This window comes from Streptomyces resistomycificus (assembly GCF_001514265.1).
GTDB classification, from domain to species: domain Bacteria; phylum Actinomycetota; class Actinomycetes; order Streptomycetales; family Streptomycetaceae; genus Streptomyces; species Streptomyces resistomycificus.
The window spans coordinates 35,507-55,826 of the sequence record NZ_KQ949008.1; the positions used below are offsets into that span (position 1 = coordinate 35,507).

19 protein-coding genes and 3 pseudogenes are annotated in these 20,320 nt (G+C 69.0%); 13 read left to right on the plus strand and 9 right to left on the minus strand.

Annotated elements, in window-relative coordinates; all coding sequences use genetic code 11:
• The first annotated feature begins 312 nt into the window (after window positions 1–312).
• On the plus strand, window positions 313–738 hold the full coding sequence (locus AQJ84_RS38960) for a hypothetical protein (RefSeq protein ID WP_030042930.1): 426 nt from the start codon (window positions 313–315) through the stop codon (window positions 736–738).
• A gap of 260 nt (window positions 739–998) precedes the next feature.
• Here the strand turns inward: AQJ84_RS38960 and AQJ84_RS38965 are convergent, their stop codons facing one another.
• Window positions 999–1,982: a BtrH N-terminal domain-containing protein gene (locus tag AQJ84_RS38965; RefSeq protein ID WP_053193178.1), complete on the minus strand. Its 984-nt coding sequence runs from the start codon at window positions 1,980–1,982 to the stop codon at window positions 999–1,001.
• Between the two features lie 217 nt (window positions 1,983–2,199).
• Between AQJ84_RS38965 and AQJ84_RS44580 the strand changes: the two are divergent.
• A pseudogene (locus AQJ84_RS44580) lies at window positions 2,200–2,316 on the plus strand (SAM-dependent methyltransferase); the annotation flags it as partial.
• A gap of 47 nt (window positions 2,317–2,363) precedes the next feature.
• Here AQJ84_RS44580 and AQJ84_RS38970 read toward each other — a convergent pair.
• Entirely contained in the window at window positions 2,364–3,233 is an 870-nt protein-coding gene (locus AQJ84_RS38970; protein WP_159042803.1) for an NAD(P)-dependent oxidoreductase, read from the minus strand.
• Window positions 3,234–3,423: 190 nt separating this feature from the next.
• Between AQJ84_RS38970 and AQJ84_RS38975 the strand changes: the two genes are divergently transcribed.
• Window positions 3,424–3,774, plus strand: coding sequence for a winged helix-turn-helix transcriptional regulator (locus AQJ84_RS38975; protein WP_030042927.1), 351 nt, complete (start codon window positions 3,424–3,426; stop codon window positions 3,772–3,774).
• Between the two features lie 289 nt (window positions 3,775–4,063).
• Here the strand turns inward: AQJ84_RS38975 and AQJ84_RS38980 are convergent, their stop codons facing one another.
• The 3 genes from AQJ84_RS38980 to AQJ84_RS44865 all read right to left on the minus strand — a co-directional run bounded on the left by AQJ84_RS38980 (window position 4,064) and on the right by AQJ84_RS44865 (window position 8,128).
• On the minus strand, window positions 4,064–7,420 hold the full coding sequence (locus tag AQJ84_RS38980; RefSeq protein ID WP_157875027.1) for a S8 family serine peptidase: 3,357 nt from the start codon (window positions 7,418–7,420) through the stop codon (window positions 4,064–4,066).
• 247 nt (window positions 7,421–7,667) lie between these two features.
• A complete protein-coding gene (locus AQJ84_RS41785; RefSeq protein ID WP_078632220.1) occupies window positions 7,668–7,862 on the minus strand; it encodes a hypothetical protein in 195 nt (64 codons plus the stop codon).
• Window positions 7,863–7,996: 134 nt separating this feature from the next.
• A complete protein-coding gene (locus tag AQJ84_RS44865; RefSeq protein WP_259294374.1) occupies window positions 7,997–8,128 on the minus strand; it encodes a hypothetical protein in 132 nt (43 codons plus the stop codon).
• Window positions 8,129–8,253: 125 nt separating this feature from the next.
• Between AQJ84_RS44865 and AQJ84_RS38985 the strand changes: the two genes are divergently transcribed.
• The 5 genes from AQJ84_RS38985 to AQJ84_RS39000 all read left to right on the plus strand — a co-directional run bounded on the left by AQJ84_RS38985 (window position 8,254) and on the right by AQJ84_RS39000 (window position 11,663).
• A complete protein-coding gene (locus AQJ84_RS38985; protein WP_030042925.1) occupies window positions 8,254–8,604 on the plus strand; it encodes a DUF4333 domain-containing protein in 351 nt (116 codons plus the stop codon).
• Between the two features lie 229 nt (window positions 8,605–8,833).
• Window positions 8,834–9,262, plus strand: a complete 429-nt coding sequence (locus AQJ84_RS41790) for a hypothetical protein (protein WP_078632218.1) — start codon at window positions 8,834–8,836, stop codon at window positions 9,260–9,262.
• A gap of 98 nt (window positions 9,263–9,360) precedes the next feature.
• On the plus strand, window positions 9,361–10,671 hold the full coding sequence (locus AQJ84_RS38990) for a hypothetical protein (RefSeq protein ID WP_225877365.1): 1,311 nt from the start codon (window positions 9,361–9,363) through the stop codon (window positions 10,669–10,671).
• A 27-nt stretch (window positions 10,672–10,698) separates the two neighbouring features.
• Window positions 10,699–11,196 (plus strand): hypothetical protein, encoded by a 498-nt coding sequence (locus tag AQJ84_RS38995; protein ID WP_030042923.1) that lies wholly within the window; start codon window positions 10,699–10,701, stop codon window positions 11,194–11,196.
• Between the two features lie 2 nt (window positions 11,197–11,198).
• Window positions 11,199–11,663, plus strand: a complete 465-nt coding sequence (locus AQJ84_RS39000) for a hypothetical protein (protein ID WP_030042922.1) — start codon at window positions 11,199–11,201, stop codon at window positions 11,661–11,663.
• A gap of 580 nt (window positions 11,664–12,243) precedes the next feature.
• Here the strand turns inward: AQJ84_RS39000 and AQJ84_RS39005 are convergent.
• From AQJ84_RS39005 to AQJ84_RS39020, 3 genes are all read right to left on the minus strand, one after another.
• Window positions 12,244–12,519: a hypothetical protein gene (locus AQJ84_RS39005; protein ID WP_030042921.1), complete on the minus strand. Its 276-nt coding sequence runs from the start codon at window positions 12,517–12,519 to the stop codon at window positions 12,244–12,246.
• 161 nt (window positions 12,520–12,680) lie between these two features.
• A protein-coding gene (locus AQJ84_RS39010; RefSeq protein ID WP_169807757.1) for an IS5 family transposase occupies window positions 12,681–13,480 on the minus strand; the annotation gives its coding sequence in 2 pieces (ribosomal slippage) (window positions 12,681–13,141 and window positions 13,141–13,480; 801 coding nt in all).
• Window positions 13,481–13,498: 18 nt separating this feature from the next.
• On the minus strand, window positions 13,499–13,966 hold the full coding sequence (locus tag AQJ84_RS39020) for a hypothetical protein (RefSeq protein ID WP_030042919.1): 468 nt from the start codon (window positions 13,964–13,966) through the stop codon (window positions 13,499–13,501).
• A gap of 361 nt (window positions 13,967–14,327) precedes the next feature.
• Here AQJ84_RS39020 and AQJ84_RS39025 point away from each other — a divergent pair.
• The 4 genes and pseudogenes from AQJ84_RS39025 to AQJ84_RS39035 form a co-directional block, all read left to right on the plus strand.
• Window positions 14,328–14,513 (plus strand): annotated as a pseudogene (locus tag AQJ84_RS39025) (nitroreductase/quinone reductase family protein); the annotation flags it as partial.
• Window positions 14,514–14,901: 388 nt separating this feature from the next.
• Window positions 14,902–15,144: pseudogene (locus AQJ84_RS45200) on the plus strand (aldo/keto reductase); the annotation flags it as partial.
• Window positions 15,145–15,194: 50 nt separating this feature from the next.
• Complete coding sequence (locus tag AQJ84_RS39030; protein WP_030042918.1) at window positions 15,195–15,743, plus strand: YciI family protein; 549 nt, start codon at window positions 15,195–15,197, stop codon at window positions 15,741–15,743.
• A gap of 115 nt (window positions 15,744–15,858) precedes the next feature.
• Window positions 15,859–16,998: a GDSL-type esterase/lipase family protein gene (locus AQJ84_RS39035; protein ID WP_053193180.1), complete on the plus strand. Its 1,140-nt coding sequence runs from the start codon at window positions 15,859–15,861 to the stop codon at window positions 16,996–16,998.
• Window positions 16,999–17,164: 166 nt separating this feature from the next.
• Here AQJ84_RS39035 and AQJ84_RS39040 read toward each other — a convergent pair whose 3' ends face one another.
• Window positions 17,165–18,046 (minus strand): helix-turn-helix domain-containing protein, encoded by an 882-nt coding sequence (locus tag AQJ84_RS39040; RefSeq protein WP_259294373.1) that lies wholly within the window; start codon window positions 18,044–18,046, stop codon window positions 17,165–17,167.
• 184 nt (window positions 18,047–18,230) lie between these two features.
• On the opposite strand from AQJ84_RS39040, the gene AQJ84_RS39045 reads away from it, so the two are divergent.
• Complete coding sequence (locus AQJ84_RS39045) at window positions 18,231–19,751, plus strand: alpha/beta hydrolase (RefSeq protein ID WP_053193170.1); 1,521 nt, start codon at window positions 18,231–18,233, stop codon at window positions 19,749–19,751.
• The last annotated feature ends 569 nt before the right edge of the window (window positions 19,752–20,320 follow it).

Below are 20,320 nucleotides of genomic sequence, written 5' to 3' on the forward strand. Positions count from 1 at the left end.
CCTCACTCCGCTAAGTTTTCCTTCCTGTGATCGGCTGCTTGTCGATGGCAACCCAAAATCCACTGCCACGGCTGGAGTACCTGCCGCGTTGCTCTGTCGTCCCGGACTCGGTGCTGTCCCCTGACATCTGTCAGGGACCGTCGGGGCCGGCTGCCCTCTAGGTTGCTGTGCGCACCACCTCTGTCAGTCCGAAACAGCCCGATCTCGCAGAGCATCCCCGCGCACGCGCTCCCGTCGGCCGTCGGCCGCCACGACCGGCATCCCCCCGCCCTCACACCCATCGCTCGACACCCACAGGAGCTACAACACCCCATGCGTCCCCAGCGATCCCTCCTCGGCGCGGTCGGCACCATGACCCTGGTGCTGGCCTCCTCCGTCTTGGCCTCCGGTCCGGCCCAGGCGGCGTCGTCCGCCACGTCCGCCGTCTCACCGACGGTCTCACCGGCCGCCCCCTCGCAGCTGGTGCCCTCCGGCAGCCACGTCGGCTGTGACACGGGGAACTTCTGCGCCGGCGTCTGGGACCCCACGGTCAACCAGTGGCGGGTCTTCTTCCTGTACGACTGCAACCGCTACTACCTGTCGAACTGGCACGGCACGGGCGAGGTGGTGAACAGCCAGACCGACAACGCCCAGGCGACGACCTACGGTCAGAACGGCAACGTGATCCAGACCTTCCCGGTCAGCACGGACACACCCGACGTGGACTGGGAGCCGGTCTGGTCGATCCGCAACTGCTGACCGGGAAGGGATCAACGCGCATCTCCGGACCATGGTTTCGACCCCTAGGTGCTCAGCGAGGGTGTCGCTGCGGCGCAGGATCGGGGGGCGAACTCCACCGCGCGGCTGGTTTCCTCGTCCGCTCGGTACGGGCGGACGAGAGCTCCTGACGTTCGGGCCGCCCGAGGTTCTGCAAAGCGCACCCACGCCTTCCATGGCAACACCGTCACCGCTGCCTCGATCCGACTCCGGCTTCGCACACGACCCGCCGGACATGCCTCCTAAAGCATGCTGAGTGCATGCATCGCATCGCGTTCGATGCGCGCGAGTTCGCTGAGGACGGAGCCGGCCTGCATGAGGTTCTTCGCGTCACCGGATTCGCCTGCTGTCGCGATGAGTGCGGCCACCTGCGTCCAGAGGGCGGCGGCCTCGGCATACAGGCTGTGGCCGATGCGCAGGTGGCTGCTGTCGATCAACTGGGCGCACTCTGCGAGGAAGTCCCGGTAGAGATTGCGGAACAGCGCGCCGCCGGTGCCGGCCATCTCCATGAGGACGGCGGCCCGTGGCAGGTCCTCCCCCGGATTGTCGCTGCGCTGCAGCCACTTCGGCACTTGCTTGGCGGTCTTCTCGATGCCCCGGTGGCCCAGGTTCGCGATGGGCGGGTTCAGGAAGGTGTGGGCGCAGGTCTTGATCGCGGGGATGATCCGGTCCTGCGGGGACGTCAGGTTGCTCGGCGCTGTGATGGTGAAGGAGCGGTGCCTGGCGGTCATGGGGCCGCGCTCGGCTCTGGCCCTGGCAAGGCCGGCGAGGCTGGTCGAGACGGCTCCGCCCTGCGGGTGGGTGTCCACCAGGTAGGCGTCCTGTTCGTCGTAGCCGTACATGGCCACGACGTGCCCGCCGAAGTGCACTTTGGTGCTGAAGTAGTCCAGGTGGTAACTGTCGAGCTGAAGGCCGACCGGCCGACCGGCGTCGATGGGTGCAGCCACGTTCTGCCATGCCTTGCGCGGGGAGGTGGTCTCCTCGACCAGCAGCCGAAGCCCGAGTACGGCGGTCAGGTTCCTGGTGAGCTCGAACGGCTTGATCCTGCCTCCCAGGAAGGGAAAGCCCATGCCTTTGCTGTCCCAGTAGATGAAGGACAACCCGGAGCCGAGCCCGAACAGCATGGGCTCGGACAAGTCGAGTCCCTCATGGCGCAACAGCACGCCCAGCGTCGTCGTCTCGCAGTGCTGCATACCGCGAACATCGATGTCCTTCACCATGGCCATGCCACTGATTCTCCTCCCCCACCAGACGACAACACCGCACATGGGTGGGCCAGACTATTGCGTCCCAGGCATGGTCCGCCGGACAAGGCCTAGCCAGGACTGATCGGACACGATCACCGGAGTGGGTGACGGCCCTGTGTCTACAGCGGTGGATGTCGCGCAGGTCAACTCAAGGTCGTGACACGGCCTGCCAGTTCTCTGGTCTGGGGCCGCCCGCGTGGCTGAGCCCTCCTTTCTGACCGCCGTTCGCGAGTCGTACGACACGGTCGCCGCCGATCACGTCGAACGCGTCCCGCCCCCAGCCGCGATGGACCCGCTGTCACGCGCGATGCTGACCCACCTCACGGTCGCCCAAGCCGGTGAACGTATGTGGTCAGAGCACTAGGGAGCTGTCCTGAGCTGCCGTACCGAAGCCGGGGCGCTCCATACCTTGTGCCCATGCGCGAGCAGGGCCTCGAGTGCGGCCATGGAGGACTCCAGCGGCGTGGTGCTGACACCGGCGTCCCTGGCCGCGTCCATGATGTTGGCCAGCCCGGAGACCTGGACGTCGAGGCCCTGGGTGAGCCGGGGCTCCGCCGCCGTGGTCAGGTCGGCGTCGACCTCCGCGGCGAAGGCGGGCAGCAGGCGCGCCATGTTCGTCAGCCAGGGCACCAGCAGTTCCGTGAAGCCGAACGCGCTGCCTCCCTCCTGCGAGGTGGCCATGGCGACGGCGTGGTGGAACCCGTCGAACATGAGGTGCATGCCGCTCAGCAGTGCCAGGTCGTAGAGGGAGGCCAGGCCGATGTCGTCGCCCAGGTACCTAGCCGAGCCGAGTTCCCCGAGCACCCCACGGTACGTGTCGAAGATCCGCTGCTCGCCGCTGTAGAGGATGAACGCTTCTGGGGTCGCCACAGTCGTCGGCACGGCCATGATGCCGCCGTCCAGGTAGTCTCCGCCGTGCCCCGTCACCCAGGCGGCCATCTCGGCCGCCTGTGACGGAGTGCCGTTGGTGAGGTTGACGACCGTCCTGCCGCGCAGCTGCCCAGCCACCGGCTCCAAGGTCTCCCGCACGACGCCGTAGTCCAGCAGGCAGACCACCACCAAAGGGCTTCCGGTCACCGCCTCGGCGACCGAGTCGGCGCGCACGGCACCCAGCGAGATCAGCTCATCGGCCTTGGCGGCGGTGCGGTTCCAGACAGTGGTCGCCCGCTCCTCGGCGAGGAACGCTGCGGCCAGGGCCCGGCCCATGTCTCCGAGTCCAAGGACGGTCACGGGTGACGTATTACTCATGGAGTGCTCCTGTCTCGAGAAAGCGTGGCCCGTCGGCCGCGTCGCCTGCGCGCACGGTCCTCTTGACGGGTGTTCACGGCCTCGATGCTTTCCCGGGCAGCCAGGCTCGGCAAGTACCCACTATTCTGTGTGGTACTCACCAATTGGTAAGCATTGAAGGGACGTTGGGACCATGGCCAAGCATCGGCCGTACATCTGCGGTATCGACGCGGCCATGGACGTTGTCGGCGGCAAGTGGAAGGGCCTGATCCTGTGGGCCCTGCACGAGGGCCGCCGCCGTACCGGAGAGTTGCGCCGTGAACTGCCCGGCGTCAGCGAGAAGATGCTGATCCAGCAGCTGCGCGAACTGGAGGCGGACGGCATCGTGCACCGCGAGGTGTACCGCGAGGTCCCACCCAGGGTGGAGTACTCCCTCACCGAGCGCGGCGTGGAGCTGAATGACGCGCTGTCGCCGCTCAGTGCCTGGGGGCAGCGCCACATGCCGACCATCCACGCTCAGCGTGAGGCCACATCGCGCGCGTAGGCCGCCAGAGGCCCGACCCCGTCGAGGCCGTCTTCCATACGAGTTGGGCTCGCACATGCGCCGGCTTCCACGGCTTGGTGGTGATGAAGTGGGCCAGTGCCGGGGCTGCTGCCGGACGGGCAGCGGAAATCTGTGGAGCCGATGGCCGTCCGGCTGGGTGAGGAAGGCAACCGCCACGCCCGGTAGTGCATGCCGGTCGAGCGGACGTGGATCCGGCCTGGTCCCCGCAGCGTGGGAACCAGGCCGGAGAGTTCACCGGCGCCGGGCAGCGGTCACCGGCGTAGGGACCTCACGGAGCGAGCCGGTAGGCGTTAGTGATCGTCTCGCGCACGGTGTTGCCGCCCTTGTCCTTCAGGTCCACCCGGAAGGACGCGGCCTTGGCGGTCGCCGGGTGCTTCACGCTCACCGAGCGCGCCCCCTTCGCGTCGGTCGCCACCGTGAGCGGCTTCCAGGTCCGGCCGCCGTCGTAGGAGACCTTCACGGTCAGCGCGGCGACCTGCCCGGCCGCGGCGGCCGGACCACTCAGCTTCAGCGGCACCGTGAGAGTGCCGCCCGCCGGAGCCGTCCCACGCAGGCTCAGCTTCGGCGCGAGCCGCACCGTCGACAGCGGCAGCCTGGTCGTGCCGTCGGACGTCGGCCGGGCCGAGGTGAACGTCCACACCCCTGCCACCTTCGTGCTGGTGGAGGTGTCCGCGGTGGAGCGGCTCCCCTCGACCGTCAGACGGTACGCGGCGAAGGCGGCGGGGACTTCGACGCTCAGCCAGTCCGTGGCCGGGCCCTCCCCGAGGATCCGTCCACCGGATTCCAGCCGGGTGAACCCGCTGGTGAGCATCGAGGACCCCGGGTTGCCTCCGCCGTCGTTGAACAGCGGGATCATCGCGAGAATGGTGTCACCCATCCGTTCGGCGCCCTGCTGGTGCGGGCTGCCCGCCGCGAGATTGGGGCCGACCACACCGGTGTTGAAGCTCAGCGTGTGACGGGAGCCCGGCTTGTAGGTCACCTCCTCCTTCGTGTAGACCATGCGCACCTCGCTGCGGGCGTTGAGCTGCGAGGCCCTCCAGGACCAGCGCACGCCGGCCGTGCTGAGGTAGTGCGTGGTGGCCTTCGGCAGGGTCTGCTCCGGCGGTTCGCCTATGCCGATGCTCCTCCCGTCCTCGTCCAGCGGCGTGATGTGGACCTGGCCCTTGGCTCCGGTCACGGAGGCGCCGAAGTTGAGCTTCACCTCGGCGACCTCGGCCCGGGTGACGGTGCGGGTGAGGCCGGTGAAGAAGCTCCCCTTGCGGTTGAAGGCGAGCCGGTAGTCAACGTTCTTGCCGGCCGCGCCGGGCGTCTTCCACACGCCGTTGAACTGGGCCCGCATCGTGTCGGACGCCGGGCCGAGGGCGGCGGTGCGGATCGGCGGCACCCCGTTGGTGGACCAGGAGTTGGACCCCGCGGCATCGTCGTAGTAACCGACGATGGAGGTGACGAGCTTCGCGGCCGGATCCGGGGCCTTCACGGCGAACGGTTTCGCCTTGCGGGAGTCGAGGGTGACCGCGACGTTTTTGTTCACTTCCAGGACCGGCTGGACGAAGAAGCTCAACTCGTTGTCCTCGGCGAAGACCAGACTGTCCAGCTGGTAGGAGCCCTTGGGCAGCCGCTGGACCACCGTGCCGTTCGCGCTGTACGGGAGCTCCACGCGATGGCCGCCCCCGTTGACGGGGTTGATCGTCGTCGCGTAGGTGGCCGGGTTCGCCCCGTCGGCGTCGATGTGCCGCACGGTGACGTCGTACGACTCCACCTCCCGTTCGACCACGAGGCCGGTGCGCACCTGCTGGCCGTCGCCCGACGCCAAAACGGTGCCGCCGAAGATGCCGTCGATGGCGCCCTTGCGGGTGTCGGCGGTGACGGTGGTCTTCGCACTGCCACCGGCCGGCACGGTGAGCTGGGAGTCCTTGACGCTGAACATGCCGGCCGGGACGGGGCGGCCCGAGGGGTCGGTCCCGGAGGCGGTCAGCCTCAGGGTGACGGCCTGGGTGCCGTAGTTGCGGTAGGTGAGGGTCTTGGCGGCCGGCTTGTCGTCGGTGTGCGGCCAGGCGTGCGTGCCGAAGCCGAGGGAGCCCGGCTCGGAGACGACCAGCGCCGTGGCGGCGCGCTCCAGGTCCACCCGGCCCGCGCCCTGCTGGTGGGCGTTCAGCAGCGGGTTGGGCTTGGCCGAACCGGTCAGGAGCGCCTTCAGTCGGGCCCCGTTCCAGTCCGGGTGCTGCTGGAGCACCAGGGCGGCGGCGCCCGCGACGTGCGGGGCGGCCATCGACGTGCCGGATTGCGACACGTAGCCCTCGCTCGAGGGCTGCTCGCTCTGCGTCGTCAGGGCGGCGGTGATGTCCACACCGGGGCCGGTGATGTCCGGCTTGGGCCGGCCGTCGAGGCTCGGGCCTCGGCTGGAGAAGTCGGCGATCGCGTCCTGCTTGTCCACCGCGCCGACGGTGAGCGCTGCGGGGGCGCTGCCGGGCGACTTGACCGTACTGGGTCCGTCGCCCTCGTTGCCCGCGGACACAACGAACAAGGCTTTGCCGGAGAGCCGGGCGACGGCCGCCTCCAGCGGGTCGTCACCCGGGGTGTCGAGGAAACCCAGACTCAGGTTGACGACCTTCGCGCCCTGGTCGACGGCCCACTGCATGCCGGAGACGACGTCCGACATGCTTCCGCTGCCGTCATCGGCCAGGACCTTGCCGTCCAGCAGCCGCACGTCGGGCGCCACACCCTTGTACAGGCCTCCTGACTTCGCACCGCTCCCGGCGAGGATGGAGGCGACGTGTGTCCCGTGCCCGTAGCGGTCCTTGGTGTCGGAGGACGTGCTGAAGTTCTTCTGCGCCGTCTCGACGCCCTTGAGGTCCGGGTGGGTCTGGTCCACGCCCGTGTCCAGGACCGCCACCTTGATGCCCTTGCCGGTGTAGCCCGACTTCCACATGGTGGGCGCGCCGATCTGCGGCACGCTCTCGGCCAGGGCGGCCCGGACCTTCGCGTCCAGCCAGACATGGGCGACGGGCCGTGCGGTGGCGGCCGTGCCGCTTGCCGTACGGGCCGGAGAGCGGCCGGTGACGGCCGCCCAGAGGGCCGGAGTCCCGCTCTTCGGCGCCTCGAAGGCCTCACCGTCGACCGCGGGCAGCGTACGGCGCTCCCGGACGGCCACCTTCGCGAACGGGTCGCGGCCGGCGGCGAAGGCCTTTGCTCCGGCGCCGTCGTTCCGGTAGCCGACGATCAGCGGCAGTGTCGTGCGGTGCGCGTCGTCGTACCCGTCCCTGACGAGCTGCGCGACGTCGAACAACCGCCGTTCGAGCACGCCGTCGGCGACCTGCCGCAGGGCGTCCTGCGGGACGACGTACGTGTGGTCGGCCTCGCGCCGCACCGAGAAGCCGATCCCCTCGCGGCCCTTGCCGCGCACGAGCCGAACTACCCGGCCGTCAGCGCCGACAGCCACGCGGTCGCCGGTGATCAACGTGACGGTCGCCGGTGGCTTCGCCTTCCCCGGCGCCTTCGCCCCGTCATGTGCGGCGGAGCCGACGGCTTGCGCCGGCTGGCCGCCTGCCGATACCGCCCCCGTGACCAGCGCCCCGGCCATCACGGCGGCCAGTGCCGCCGTTCTCGCTCGTGCTGTGGATCCCACTCGCGTTCCCCCGCCCTCGTGTGCATGCCAAAGCGTTCTCCGTTATCACGCGCGGGTGACGTGTTCGGTTCTCGGCGGCGCTCGCGTATTGGCCGAGAGGAGGGAAACGAACTCCCTTAGCGGCGACCTCTGTTGATGCTCGCCCCGAGCCGGCAGACGGTGTACCGGCTTGGCATGGTCCGCGCTCGATGCCCTGGCCTGCAAGAGTGTCCGTTCAGTGACGGGACGGCCGGCCGACCGTCCACGGTCACGCCGCTTCCTTGAGAGGCACATCCTCGGGGATGGGCGGCTGACGCCGCGGCATGAGCAGCATCGTTCCGGCGGCCAGTGCGAGGGTGACGCAGCACAGGTTCATCATCGCGAGACCCCTCCGGCTACGAACCTGATGGGCGGCGACATCCCGGCACAACTCGGCAGCGCCAGGCTGGTGGTGTTGCTCCATCAACTCCCCTGCCCTCGGTGCCCGTTCGTCGTGTCCCGTCTGGCCGTGGGTCCCGCCGCCGGAGTGCGTTCTGTGCCCTAAGGGCTGCTGGATCGTTCGGCTGAGGTGCCCGACCCGCTTCCATGCGGGGCGCGTTACCGGCTGACGTCCCTTCTCGCCTGGAAGACCTCGCGGTCGGTGGTGCCGTTCTCGCGCAGGAGGGCGGTCATCTCGGCTGAGGCGATGTCGCCGTCGTCAAGGAGACCGGACCGAGAGACGGGCAGCATGATCGGGCGTCCTCTCGGCCTGTCGGCGCGGGATGGTGCTTGGCGGCCGTACGGGCAACGCTCAGGGCGTCCCCGATATGCTTCCTGCCTCTTCTTGTCATGATCTTGCAGACCGGAGGCCCTTCATGGCAGCAACGCGGTTGTCCGCAGCAACTTTGATCCTCAGTTCCGTAGCGGTCGGCGTGCTGCTCGTCGGCTGCTCGGCCTCGGTCAGCGTGGGGTCGACGCCGAAAATGTCCTCGGAAAAGCTGGCGACCACACTCGCTGAAAAGCTCGCCGCCACAACGGGCCAGCCAGAGCCGGACATCACCTGCCCCGAGGACCTCGCCGGCAAGGTAGGAACCACCACCCGGTGCAAGCTCACGGCGGGTGACGGCAGCACCTTGGGCGTGTCGGTCAAGGTGACCTCTGTCGACGGTGACCAGATCAACTTCGACTTTGAGGCGGACGGCACGGCTTCCCCGGCTCCGAACTGATCACCGCGCCCGTCTGCATCAGGGCACCCGACACTTCCTCCTGGCCAGGGGTTATCCATGTCGGCATCTTCAGAGGCCTGAGCACGACTGCGATACGCGGGCCTGATCTCCTGTCAGACCAAGGCAGAGACCCATGAGACGCATGGTGCGGGGCGCTATCGTACGGCTTGGTAATTGGCACGGGGTCGCCACGCATGCCTGTGCTGTACGGCAACACACGGGGAGTGGCATGGCAGGGCCGGAACCAGGACACATAGCGAGCAATCCGGCGGGGCAGCCCGTCGGGACGCGACTGAATCAGCTGCCGGCCGACCTCGGAGGGTCAACCGGCGGAGGGCAGAGAGATCTCGCTTCCTCGCCGAGTGAGAAAAAGGCCGCGGCAAGGGCCATTGAGGATCACATAGAGCCCGAAACCCGCAAGGCCGGCGACTGGGCGGACGCGGAGACCGCCGAGGCCGTCAGGGAGTTCCGTGTCGGATGGCTCACATCGGGAGCATTGAAGAAGGCACACCAAACGTGGGGTGAGCAGGTCCAAAACCTGATGAACCGACTCGCGTCGGACAAGGCAGCGTTGCGGAGTGCCAACACCGAGTTGCAGGGCACGGATATCCAAACAGGGGCGAGTGTGCGCTCGACGTCGGTGATCGACGGGTACTGACCGGACCGGATGGAGCGCTCAGCAATGAACAGCGTCTCCAACTGCCAGGTCGCTACGGCAAGAACAACGGGGAGCCCATGCCGACGTATCACGAGGCCATGACGACAGACCTGTCCACGCTCACCGCGGCCGCGGGTCGCTGGGACGGGATGGCAAAGGAATTGCACAAGCAGGAGATCGCCTACAAGCGCGACGTCTACGGGATCTCCATGGGCCAGACCTGGAGAGGGCTGAGCGCGGACGCCGCCGGCCGTCGCTTCGCCACCACTCACACGGAGTTCCAGAACGCCCAGGTCGAGGCCAAGGCGGTGGCCTCGCTACTGCGCGACGCTCACACACAGTTCACGGAACTACGCAAGCAGCTGGAGTCGGCCCGAGCGGACGCCGTCGAGGCCGGCATGGCGGTCTCGGACCAGGGCGTGGTCTCCTACGACACCGCAAAGCTCAGCGACGGTGAGCGCACTGCCCTGCATCACGACCCCGACTATCAGCAGTCCGTACGCACAGCTGTCGTCTCCTGGCAGTCGCGAATCGACCAGTTGGTCAAGGATTTCGGCGAAGCCGACACCGGCGTCGAGATCGCCCTCTCGGCAGTAGTGATCGACTCCAACTTCAACGACGGCACCCTCACCGGCTTCAACGGCCAGGCACAGGGCGACATCGAGAAGTACGAAGCCGAAGCGGCGGCGGCCGCCAAGGACTCCCGCACGCAGACCAACGGGTGGAAGTCGGAGGGCAACGCCAAACTGACAGGGCCCGATGTCGGAGTCACCATCACCTCCGACCCCAAGTACGGCAAGGAGGGATCGGTCAAGGTATACGCCGACCTCTTCCACGCGACCGCGGACAAGACACTGACCAACGGAGACTGGAAGCTTTCCGGGATAGGCGACGTCTACGGAGGAGTCAGAGCCACCGCGAACTACGGATTCAACGACAAGGGCATCGTCGGCAAGGCCGAGGCCTCCGCAGGGCTGCGGGCGCTGACCGAAATCCGTGGCGAGTACGGGCCCTACGCCGGTGTCTACGGCCGGGCCGAGGGCTTCGCCGGCGCCGAGGCGGGGGTCAACGCCAAGGTGACCAAAGAGGAGGTCACCGTCGGCGCCAAGGCATTCGCCGGGGCAAAAGGAACCATCGCCGGTGGCGGGGAGGTCGCCGGCATCGGCCTCGGCGCATCGGCCGAGGGATGGGCCGGTCCCGGTGCGGAGGCCTGGTGGGGCTACAAGAAGGACGACGACGGAACGTTCCACCTTGGCGGTGAGGCCGGCGTCTCCCCCATCCTCGGGGGCTCGGTGGGAGTCGAGATCACTCTCGATCCGGACAAACTGAGCAAGACCGTCGGCGACGCGGCCGATGCGATCGGGGAGGGCGTCGGCTCCGTCAAGGACAACGTCACCGACTGGTTCTGATCTACTCCCCCTGAAAGGAGGGCCCACATGCCCACGACACTGCCGACGCCCATCGAGTTCCGCCTGCCACAGGGCTGGCTCCCGGCTCAGCCGGAAGGGTTCGAGGCCGCGAACGTGGCCTTCGCTGCGGTGCATCCGCAGCCGGATGCCGGGTTCGCCGCGAACATCACGATCGACGGCGAGATACCGCCGGACGCGGTCACGCTGGTCGATCTGGCGAACAGTTCGGTGGAGCGCCTGCGCGAGGTCGCCGAGTCGGTGACGGTGTCGCACCGCCGCGAGGTCGGCTCCGCTGACGCGCCCGCCCTCACCCAGCGGCTGACCTTCTCCACCGTCGTCGACGACACGCGCCGCGACCTCGTCCAGTCACAGGTGTACTTGTCCCTGTCCGACATCGGGGATCCACACAAGCGCGCGGTGATCCGGCTGGCTCTGACCGCCACGGCGGCCCAGCACGACGCCGTCCTGGGAGCCTTTCAGGACTTCGTCCGCACGGTTCGCCCGGACACCGGGGAGGAGGTCTAGAGATGGGCCGTCTTTGGGACAAACTGACCGGCACCCAGCACCCCGACAGCGGTGTCGCGCCGCTGTCGAGCGGGGATGTCCGGGCCGCGCTGCTCGCGCTCAACGGGCCGGACGTGCCATACCGCGTACGGGAAGCTCTCCCAGCCGAGAAAGCCGACCTGGTCGCGGAGTGCCAGATTCCGCGGGTGGGCGTGAGACTCAAGACCCGGATGCGCCTGGTCCCGGACAAGCAAGAGGTGCGCTTCCTCGACGAACGGTGGGAGAACCGTTCCGCCGGCAACGCCCAAGCGCAGTACGGACGGGGGCACGCGCCCGCGGTGTACCGGCAGTGGGAGACCAAGGAGGAACCCGACGGCCGTCGGCGCAAGGTCGAGTCGTTTCGCTTTGACACGCGGGAGATGACGGACCCCCTGCGAGAAGCGGTCCTCGGCTCCGGATGGACCTACCGGGGCATGTTCCGCTTCTGACCGGCCAGGATGGCGTTGGCGTGTACCTCGGCACAAACTGTCCACGTGAGGCTGGTAGGGGTCGAGTTGGCCGGCCCGGGCTGGCGCCTTCCGGTCAGCAGCTGTTCGAGATCTGGAGATGGGCTCGACCATGCCGGTCCCGCCGGAGATCAACCATGAAACGCTCGGTGCCGACCGGCTCGTGGTCGCGTCCCGCCCGGACCACCCCTGCGTAGGCGCCCCGTCGACCGCTGAACGCTACGCCGCCGCTGGCCACGTCATTGTGTCCCGTCGCGGCCGGACTGAGGAGCCGATCGGCGTTGCCCTCAAAAACCTCGGCCTGCGGCGCAGAGTTGTTGCATCTGTCCCCCACCAGCACGGCAGGACTGCATCATTGCAGCACCACGCTCTTGCACAGCACGTAAACGATGCCCCGCCATGCAGCACGGATGCGCTCTTGGATGGGCGGGTATACGACCCACGGGCCTGTCAGACGAAATGGCTCTACGGTCGCGTGGGTGCGGCTTGGGGCCTTGCGGGGTGGGCTGATCGTGTCACGGTTGCGCCCCTCGCACTGGATGGGAGGGGCGCCCGTGCGTGGTCAGCCGGCCTGCCTCTGCTCACGGAGTTCGTGGACGGTGGCGGTGAGGGTGCCGTCTTGCTGCTCGTAGTGGGAGAGGGCGACGCCGAGCCCGAAGAAGGTGGGTGCCCACTGGCCCACGAAGATCCCCCACCTGTCGGCGCGGGCGATGCCGGCGCCGGGTTCCATGGTGAGGCTGCCCATCCAGCTGGCGATGGAGAGGCCGATGCTGCCGAGGGCGGCCATGTAGGCGTGTTCGCTGCGGATGCCCATGTCGTGCATCTTCTTGATGACCATGCTGTGCTCCGTTCGCGAGGGGGTTGTTTGCCCGTGTTCCTCGCATCGGCCACACCTATTCATCACTTTCGCGTGGATATGTGACGCGGGTGGTTGTCGCGTAGCCTGATGCTGTTCGGGGCTGTTGCGGAGGTCTGCCATGCCCCGACTTAGACGTCATCTCATTTGGCGAGCCTGCGGTAGCAGATGAGGGTGCAGGCGATGCTGGTGAAGGCGAGGAAGTGGTCGGCTTTGCGTTCGTAGCGGCGGTGGAGGCGGCGGCAGCCGACGAGCCAAGCCATGGTGCGTTCGATGGTCCAGCGGTAGCGGCCCAGTCGCTGTGAGAGCTCGATCCCTTTGCGGGCGATGCGGTGAGTGATGCCGCGTCCGCGTAACCATCGCCGCAGGTGGGGGTAGTCATAGCCCTTGTCCGCGTGGAGCTTGTCCGGCTTGCGGCGTCTGCGTCCGCGGCGGGAGCGGATCGGCGGTATGCCCTTGACCAAGGGGATCAGGGCTTGGCTGTCGTGCAGGTTCGCGCCCGAGATTCCGACGGATATGGGCAGACCGGTCCGCTCGGTGACCAGATAGATCTTCGAGCCGTACTTGCCCCGGTCCACAGGATTCGGACCTGTCAGGTCCCCCTTTTCAAGGCCCGCATGTTCACTGAGTCGATCGCGCAGCGGGTCCAGTCCAGCTCTCCGCGAGCGCCGAGCTCGTCGAGCACCAGGCGGTGGAGCTTGGCCCACAGCCGGGCCTTCGACCACTCGCTGAACCGCCGATGAGCCGTCGCCCCTGACAGCCCGAAAGATGCTGTCGGCAGTTGCTGCCACGTGCAGCCCGACGTGGCCACGAACACGATCGCCGCCAGCACCTCCCGGTCCCCATGACGACGCCGACCACCGCCCTGAGGCCGCGACGGCGCCTCCGGCACCACCCGCCGGAACAGCTCCCACAGCTCATCCGGCACCAGCCGCTCAACAATCCCCCTGACCTGTCGCGCCTACGACTCGCTCGAGCAGATAGTCCCAATCCAGGTCGCCTGGAGATCACGGCAGACAAGGGTGAGGGTGCCGTACCAACAGGCGATCTCGTGGCTGCAGCCGTCCCTGTGCGGCAAAATCTCGTCGAGAATCACAGCCCCGAGGTCCGCTCCCCGGTCCTCGTCGGCGGGATCGATGATGATGCCGGACACCCCCGCGTAGCGGATCAGCAGGTCCTGGTCGTGCTTCCAGCAGTTGTGCTGGAACTCGACCTCCATCTCCTCACGGCCGGCACCCCGGACGGCCCGAAGCGTCAAATCCTTCACACATCGCCTGCTGCGGAAGTCGTAGTGGTCCGCGTCCGTGGCGAAAGCCCGGGCGCCTGGCGGCAGGTCACAGGAGATCAAGGGCAGGTGGCTCAGGTAGCGAGCCGGGTCCAAGACCCCCGACAGGTCACCGACCTGCGCATCGAGATTGACGTACTCCATCGGTCTTCGCCCTCGCTCACGACTTCCCACTGGTCGACGAATCGTCGCACAGACGCACCAAATGAGATGACGTCTTACTTGGCCCGGCGCCACGTCGTTTGGCCTGGTCATTTCCCGGAACTAACAGTTGAGCGTTTGCCTGACCTGCATGGAGAGCGCGGCCGGGGCCCGCTTGCTGCGACATCGCATCCTGGCGTGATCGTCACGCGGGACGCCGCAGGCGGGTCGCCGATGGCGAAATTCGGCCCGTCGGCCTCGGCCTCGACGGTGAGGTCGCGGGACGTGGCATATCGTCGCCCCGCTCGGCGAATATTGCGCCTACAGGATGCCACCTCAGCCGGCTGGCACTCACGCCGCGTAACCCCGGGTCGAGCTACAGGACGGCCCGGTGCGCCAGGACATGCTGGCACGCGAGGTGAGCGGGGACCAGAAGGCCCTGTGGTGGGCCCGGGCTGTCGCGGCGTTCCCCGACTACACCGAGTACCAGAAGAACACGGACCGTGAGATCCCGGTCCTCGTTCTGGAGCCGGCGGCCCACGAGCACTGACCCGGCAGCCGGTTCAGCCCGTGGATCCTCCGCCGCCTGGTGGTGGCAACACCAGCGTCGGACCCCACCTGACGGCGATCAGCTCGAATCCCCGTGGCCGGCCAGTGCGCGCCCGGCCTGCCTGGACGAAGCAGCCTGCCTGCACGTCACGGACGACCGCGGCATCGATGTCCCCGGCAGCCTGGCCCACGACGAGACCCACGCCTGAGCACCACGCCCCGGCCGAGGCCGGCGGCCGCCGGGTGCGCATACGGCTCCGACCCGCTACCGGGCAACGGCGCCCGCGTCGCCAGCACGCGGATCGCCCAAGCACGGTCCGCCGACTGATGGCGCAGCCCACTACTCGAATCCACCGACCGGCCTGACGGCCGTCACGAAGGAGTACCTGATGAAGTACGTATCACTGGGCGGGCTCGATGTCTCTCGCATCGGGCTGGGAGCCATGACCATGGCCGGCATGTACACCACGGGTGGCGGGCTCGATGACGCCGAATCGATCCGCACCATCCACCGAGCCCTGGAACTCGGAGTCACCCACATCGACACCGCCGAGATCTACGGCCCCTTCCACAGCGAGGAAATTGTCGGCAAGGCACGGAATGCCGGCTCGTCCGGAGCGCGGGGCCATCGTCGCCGAAAGCCAGTTGAGATGGTGCCCTTGATGAGGAAGGGTCCGTGGTCATGGAGTTCTTCTGCTACCACCGTGATCGGCCCGGCTCCCTCGCGTTACGCGAGGAGTTGCTGGAGGAGCACTGGTCCTACATGGACCGGTACGCGAAGGAGCTGATCGCTCGCGGCCCGACCTTCGCCGATGACGGTGAAACACCCACCGGTAGCGTGCACATCGTCGACCTGCCCGATCCCGCCGCCGCCCGCGCGTTCGCCTTCGACGAGCCCAACTACCAGGCCGGCGCGTACCGGGACGTGCTGCTGCGGCGGTGGCGCAACGTGCTGGGGCGCACCATGTGGGACTTCCCCGGTGGCCGGACCGGTGGCAACCGGTATCTGGTCCTCGGCCTCGGCGAGGGCCCGGCCGCCGACCTTGCCCTGCCACTCGACCGGGAGGGACTGGTCGCGTACGGGCCGCTGCTGTCCGACGACGGCGACACCTGGCTGGGTACGGCGGTGCTGCTCAGGGCCCCCGATCCGGACACGGCACGAGCCGTCCTGACTCCGGACCGGTACGCGGCCATCGAAGTCCACGACTGGGAGTTCGGCGGGCGCCGATGAGCCACGAGGGCACGGGGCACGAAGGCACGGGGCACGAAGGCACCGGGCACGAAGGCACCGGGTTGACGTCATCTCCGGAACACACTGACCGCGGACAGGAGCGGTGACGGTGGCGCTGCAAGCGGTTCCACTGGTGGGCGGGCCCGTGGAGTTCCGGGGTGCGCTGGACCTGGAGACCACACAGGCAGGGGTGATGCCGCGCCGGTTGCCCGCGTGGACCAAGGAGCAGTACCAGGACCCGTCGGTCTACGGGGTGACCGTGATGCCTTCGGGGGTGCGGCTGGTGTTCCGCACTGACGCGCGCGCATTGGAGTTTGAGGTACTCACCTCCACCGGCCAGCTGGACTCCGACCCCCACCCTCGCCCGACCGGGATGCTGGAGTTGCTGGTGGACGGCGCCTTGGCCGGGCGTCAGCAGGCGCCGGTGGGCAACGTGCTGCGGATGGCGGGCCCCGGGGCCGTACAGCGCCTCATCCCGGGCGAGCCAGGGACCGTACGGTTCTCCGGGCTGCCGGCCGACATGAAGCGCGTCGAGTTGTGGCTGCCACAGCAGACCCCGACGGAACTGGTGGCACTGCGCGCTGACGGCGAGGTGCTGGCACCGCTGCCGGACGGGCGGCGCCGCTGGGTACACCACGGAAGTTCCATCAGCCACTGCATCGAGGCTGACGGTCCGACCGGGACCTGGCCGGTGGTGGCAGCCGCGCTCGGAGGGGTGGAGGTGATCAACCTCAGCCAGGCGGGCAACGCGCTACTGGATCCCTATGTCGCCCGGACGATCCGCGATACGCCCGCCGACCTGATCAGCCTCAAGGTGGGCATCAACATCGTGAGCCTGTCCGCCTTCCGGCTGCGGACGTTCGGCCCGGCGGTACACGGGTTCCTGGACACGATCCGGGATGGACACCCGGACACCCCGCTGCTGTTGGTCTCACCGGTGAGCTGTCCGGCCCTGGAGGAGGCCCCCGGTCCGACCACGACCGGCCCGGACGGGAGGCTCACCGCCCTGGGCGACCCGGCCGATGTGGCCCGCGGGGCATTGTCGCTGGCGGTGGTCCGTGCCGAGCTGGCCCGGATAGCGGCGGCACGACAGACGTCTGATCCCCACCTCCACTATCTCGACGGACGCGAGCTGCTCGGCCCGGACGAGACAGATGACCTGGCCGACGGCCTTCACCCCACCGCCGCCGCATACCGTCGAATGGGCAAGCGCTTCGCAGCCCATGCCTTCGCGCCCGACGGTCCCTTCCGCTGAGTGAGGGGGACTCCACATCCTGCGCCCGGTGTTGCGGTCAGCGGGTCAGCGGGTCAGCGGGTCAGCGGGTCAGCGGGTCAGCGGGTCAGCGGGTCAGCGGGTCAGGGTATGCGGCCATGATTTCGCCGGATCTGGTCGACGGTCGCCCTTCCGCGTCCCCCGCGACCTACGCCGCACCGACGTTGTCCCGCTCCAGTGCCGCGCGCAGCCAATCGTCCGCCGAGCCCGGGGTCGGCTCCGGCCGGCCGCCCGGCGGCGTGATTACCACGGCCGTCAGCTCCCAGTACTGGTCCAGACGTGGCCCACTCGCGAGCCGCGCGGCCAGCAGGCGGCGGAACTGTCGGGTGTCCCGGCTGCCGTACGCGCTCGCGTACGCCGCCACGTAGGCGTCCAGTGCCTCACCCGGGTACGGATCCCGGGTACGGCGCAGCTGCGGGCCCGCCAGCTCGTACGCCTCGGCGAGGCCCGTGTACAGCACGGCCGCCCCGCGGGCGCCGGCCACCTGGTGCACCTCCGGCTGAGGCTGCCGGCCGGTCGGGCAAGGAGCCGTCATCATCGCGTGCAGCCGGGTGAAGGCGAGCACCTGCGCCGGGTCCGGCTCGTCGGGCGGCTGCGGAACGGCCAACTCCAGGAACGCCGACATCACCCGGGCCGGCATCCGCGGCGGCAGCCAGGCACGCCAGAACCGGGCCAGCGGCGCCGTGTTCGGCGGAAGACTGACTGTGCCGATCAGTCGCAGCCGGTCTGCCTGCTCCGCGGGCGGGCACTCCCGCACCAGCCGGAGCGCCGCCTCCCGCCAGCGCAGCGCCTTCAGCTCACTGCCCAGCTCGCGTAGGCGGCCCTCGACGGCGTCCTCCAACACACGGCCCGGTGCGCCCTCGTCCTCAAGCACCCGGCGCACCTCAGGCAGCGGCAGGTCGAGGGCCCGAAGGGAGCGGATCAGCCGCAGCCGGTCCAGCGTCTCGGGGCCGTACCGGCGATGCCCGCCACCGCTGCGGGAGGCCTCGGGCAACAGACCCCGGTTGGAGTAGAAGCGGACGGTTTTCACGGTGACACCCGCGCGCTCGGCAAGCTCGCCGATGCTCCAGTAATCCTCGTGCGACGACAGTTGAACCTCCCTCTGGGGGAGTTCCTACGGTACCGGCACATGCAGGCCGGGCGTACGCCCTGGTCGGCGGACCACGGCGTACGCGACCGGCGTGACGTCATGTGACCGATCCGAGGAGAGAGCCATGACCGTATTCATAATGGTGGCGGGCGCGTTCACCGGTGCCCATGTGTGGCGGGAGACGGCCGCGCGACTGGCCGCGGCGGGCAGCGAGGTTCACCCGGTCCTGCTCACCGGAGTCGACGCCGGCCGCCCCGCCACGTCAACCCGCGTCGATCTGGAGACGCACATCGCGGACGTGATCGCGGTGATCGACGCGGTGGGCGCGGCGCCCGGCCGGGAGATCGTGCTCGTCGGTCACGACTACGGCATCCATCCGGTGCTCGGCGCCGCCGACCGGCGGCCGCAGAGCGTCGCCCGCGTCGTGTACCTGGACTGCGGGATGCCGCAGAACGGCGTCCCGGCCCTGGCCTCCGTACCGGACCGGGCCCTGCGCGCGCAGCTGGCTGACCGGGTCCAACACGGTCAAGGTGAGGGTGAGTTGGCGCCGCCGACCCGTGACGAGTGGCAGCGCTGGGGCAGTACCGCCGGCGTACCCGGCCCGGCACTGGACCAGCTCACCGCCCTTGCGGCGCCGCAGCCGCTGGGCACCCTGCTCCAGCCGCTGCGGCTGTCCGGAGCGGTTGCCGCGGTGCCCACCACCGGGGTGCTGTGCACACGAAACGGCGTCAGCGTCGACCTGGTGCAACGGCTCGTCGACTTCGGCGACCCCGCGATGGCGGCCCTGACCGACCCTCAGGTCACCTTCTTCGAACTGCCCACTGGTCACTGGCCGATGCTGTCCTGCCCCGCCGCTCTGGCGGACGTCCTGCTGCGGGCCGCGGCCGGCGAGGGGCACCGCCTGCGACCGGTCGGCGTCGGCGCACCGCCCGCCCATCTGCGCCCGTTCCCGCTGGACGTGCCCGAGCAACCCCGGGAGCGCAGGGGGCATGTCGACCTGTACGTCCCCGACTCCGAGGGCCCACGACCGGCTGTGATCTTCGTGCACGGCGGTCCGGTGCCCGCCGGGGCCCGTCCGACCCCGCGCGACTGGCCGACCCTGGTCGGGTACGCCCGCCTGGCGGCCGCCGAGGGCATGGTCGGCGTGACCCTGGACCACCGACTGCACGACGTCGCCGACTACGAGCGCGCCGCCGCGGACGTCACCGCCGCGGTGGAACTGGTGCGGGCCGATCCGCGGGTGGACGCCAGCCGGGTCGCCCTGTGGTTCTTCTCCGGTGGCGGCCTGCTCACTTCGGACTGGTTGGCCGAGCCCCCGACCTGGCTGCGCTGCCTGGCCGCGTCCTACCCGGTCCTGGCGCCGCTGCCCAACTGGGGGCTGACCGGCAGCCGGTTCCGCCCCGTCCGGGCGGTCGCGCACGCAGGCGCCCTGCCCGTCGTCCTCCTCCGTGCAGGGCGAGAGTCACCCGAGATCGCCGCCACGGTGGAGGCGTTCGTGACCGCGGCCAAGAACTGCGGGGCGCACCTGGATCTGGTCGACGTCCCGAACGGCCACCACGGCTTCGAGACCCTCGATGCGCCCGAAGAGGTTCGCTCAGCCCTGTGCCACGCGATGCGTTCTGTGGTGGCCCACCTGACCGCCTGACGCACCTGCTGCGCCGTGCCCCGCACCGCCGGCGGAAGTTCCGAGGTTGTGGGGCCCGCTGGTGACGGTTCGGGGCAGGGTAGGACTCAGCTCGGTCCTTAGATCGCTCGCCCGACGACTCGTGGCCAGCCATCCGGCAACGCTACGTAGAGTTTGGTCATGACCAAAGCAACGGGGCGGTGGCCCAAGCTCGACCCAGATCAGGGAGTCGAGGACGCGACGCTGCTGATTCTGGAATGGCTCGGTGAGCAGGGTGTGGGGGCAATGATCCGGGTCGACGCGGAGCGGCTGAGGGCAGGTCGGCCAGCCTGGACCTTCGCCGCTGGTGGTGGACCGCTGTCAGGCGGGATGAGGGCCGATGGGGCCTCAGCCGCAGAGTGTATGAGCAGAGCCCTGGTCCAGCTACGAGAGGCCGGTCTGGCCGTACCTTTCTGAGCCAGGTCCGCTGACTCGCAGCCGTGACACGTCGCGAACATGGTGGCGCGGACCCCGGTTGGATGGCTCATCGGCGCGGGTCGGCGGCGGCCAGACGGGCCGGAGATCGCGGCTGCGACCAACGCCGGATGGTA

Coding starts and splice junctions, on each gene's coding strand:
- AQJ84_RS38960 (WP_030042930.1), top strand. CDS start 313: ATGCGTCCCCAGCGATCCCTCCTCGGCGCGGTCGGCACCATGACCCTG.
- AQJ84_RS38965 (WP_053193178.1), bottom strand. CDS start 1,982: ATGGCCATGGTGAAGGACATCGATGTTCGCGGTATGCAGCACTGCGAG.
- AQJ84_RS38975 (WP_030042927.1), top strand. CDS start 3,424: ATGGCCAAGCATCGGCCGTACATCTGCGGTATCGACGCGGCCATGGAC.
- AQJ84_RS41785 (WP_078632220.1), bottom strand. CDS start 7,862: ATGGAGCAACACCACCAGCCTGGCGCTGCCGAGTTGTGCCGGGATGTC.
- AQJ84_RS44865 (WP_259294374.1), bottom strand. CDS start 8,128: ATGCTGCCCGTCTCTCGGTCCGGTCTCCTTGACGACGGCGACATCGCC.
- AQJ84_RS38985 (WP_030042925.1), top strand. CDS start 8,254: ATGGCAGCAACGCGGTTGTCCGCAGCAACTTTGATCCTCAGTTCCGTA.
- AQJ84_RS41790 (WP_078632218.1), top strand. CDS start 8,834: ATGGCAGGGCCGGAACCAGGACACATAGCGAGCAATCCGGCGGGGCAG.
- AQJ84_RS38990 (WP_225877365.1), top strand. CDS start 9,361: ATGACGACAGACCTGTCCACGCTCACCGCGGCCGCGGGTCGCTGGGAC.
- AQJ84_RS38995 (WP_030042923.1), top strand. CDS start 10,699: ATGCCCACGACACTGCCGACGCCCATCGAGTTCCGCCTGCCACAGGGC.
- AQJ84_RS39000 (WP_030042922.1), top strand. CDS start 11,199: ATGGGCCGTCTTTGGGACAAACTGACCGGCACCCAGCACCCCGACAGC.
- AQJ84_RS39005 (WP_030042921.1), bottom strand. CDS start 12,519: ATGGTCATCAAGAAGATGCACGACATGGGCATCCGCAGCGAACACGCC.
- AQJ84_RS39020 (WP_030042919.1), bottom strand. CDS start 13,966: ATGGAGTACGTCAATCTCGATGCGCAGGTCGGTGACCTGTCGGGGGTC.
- AQJ84_RS39030 (WP_030042918.1), top strand. CDS start 15,195: ATGGAGTTCTTCTGCTACCACCGTGATCGGCCCGGCTCCCTCGCGTTA.
- AQJ84_RS39045 (WP_053193170.1), top strand. CDS start 18,231: ATGACCGTATTCATAATGGTGGCGGGCGCGTTCACCGGTGCCCATGTG.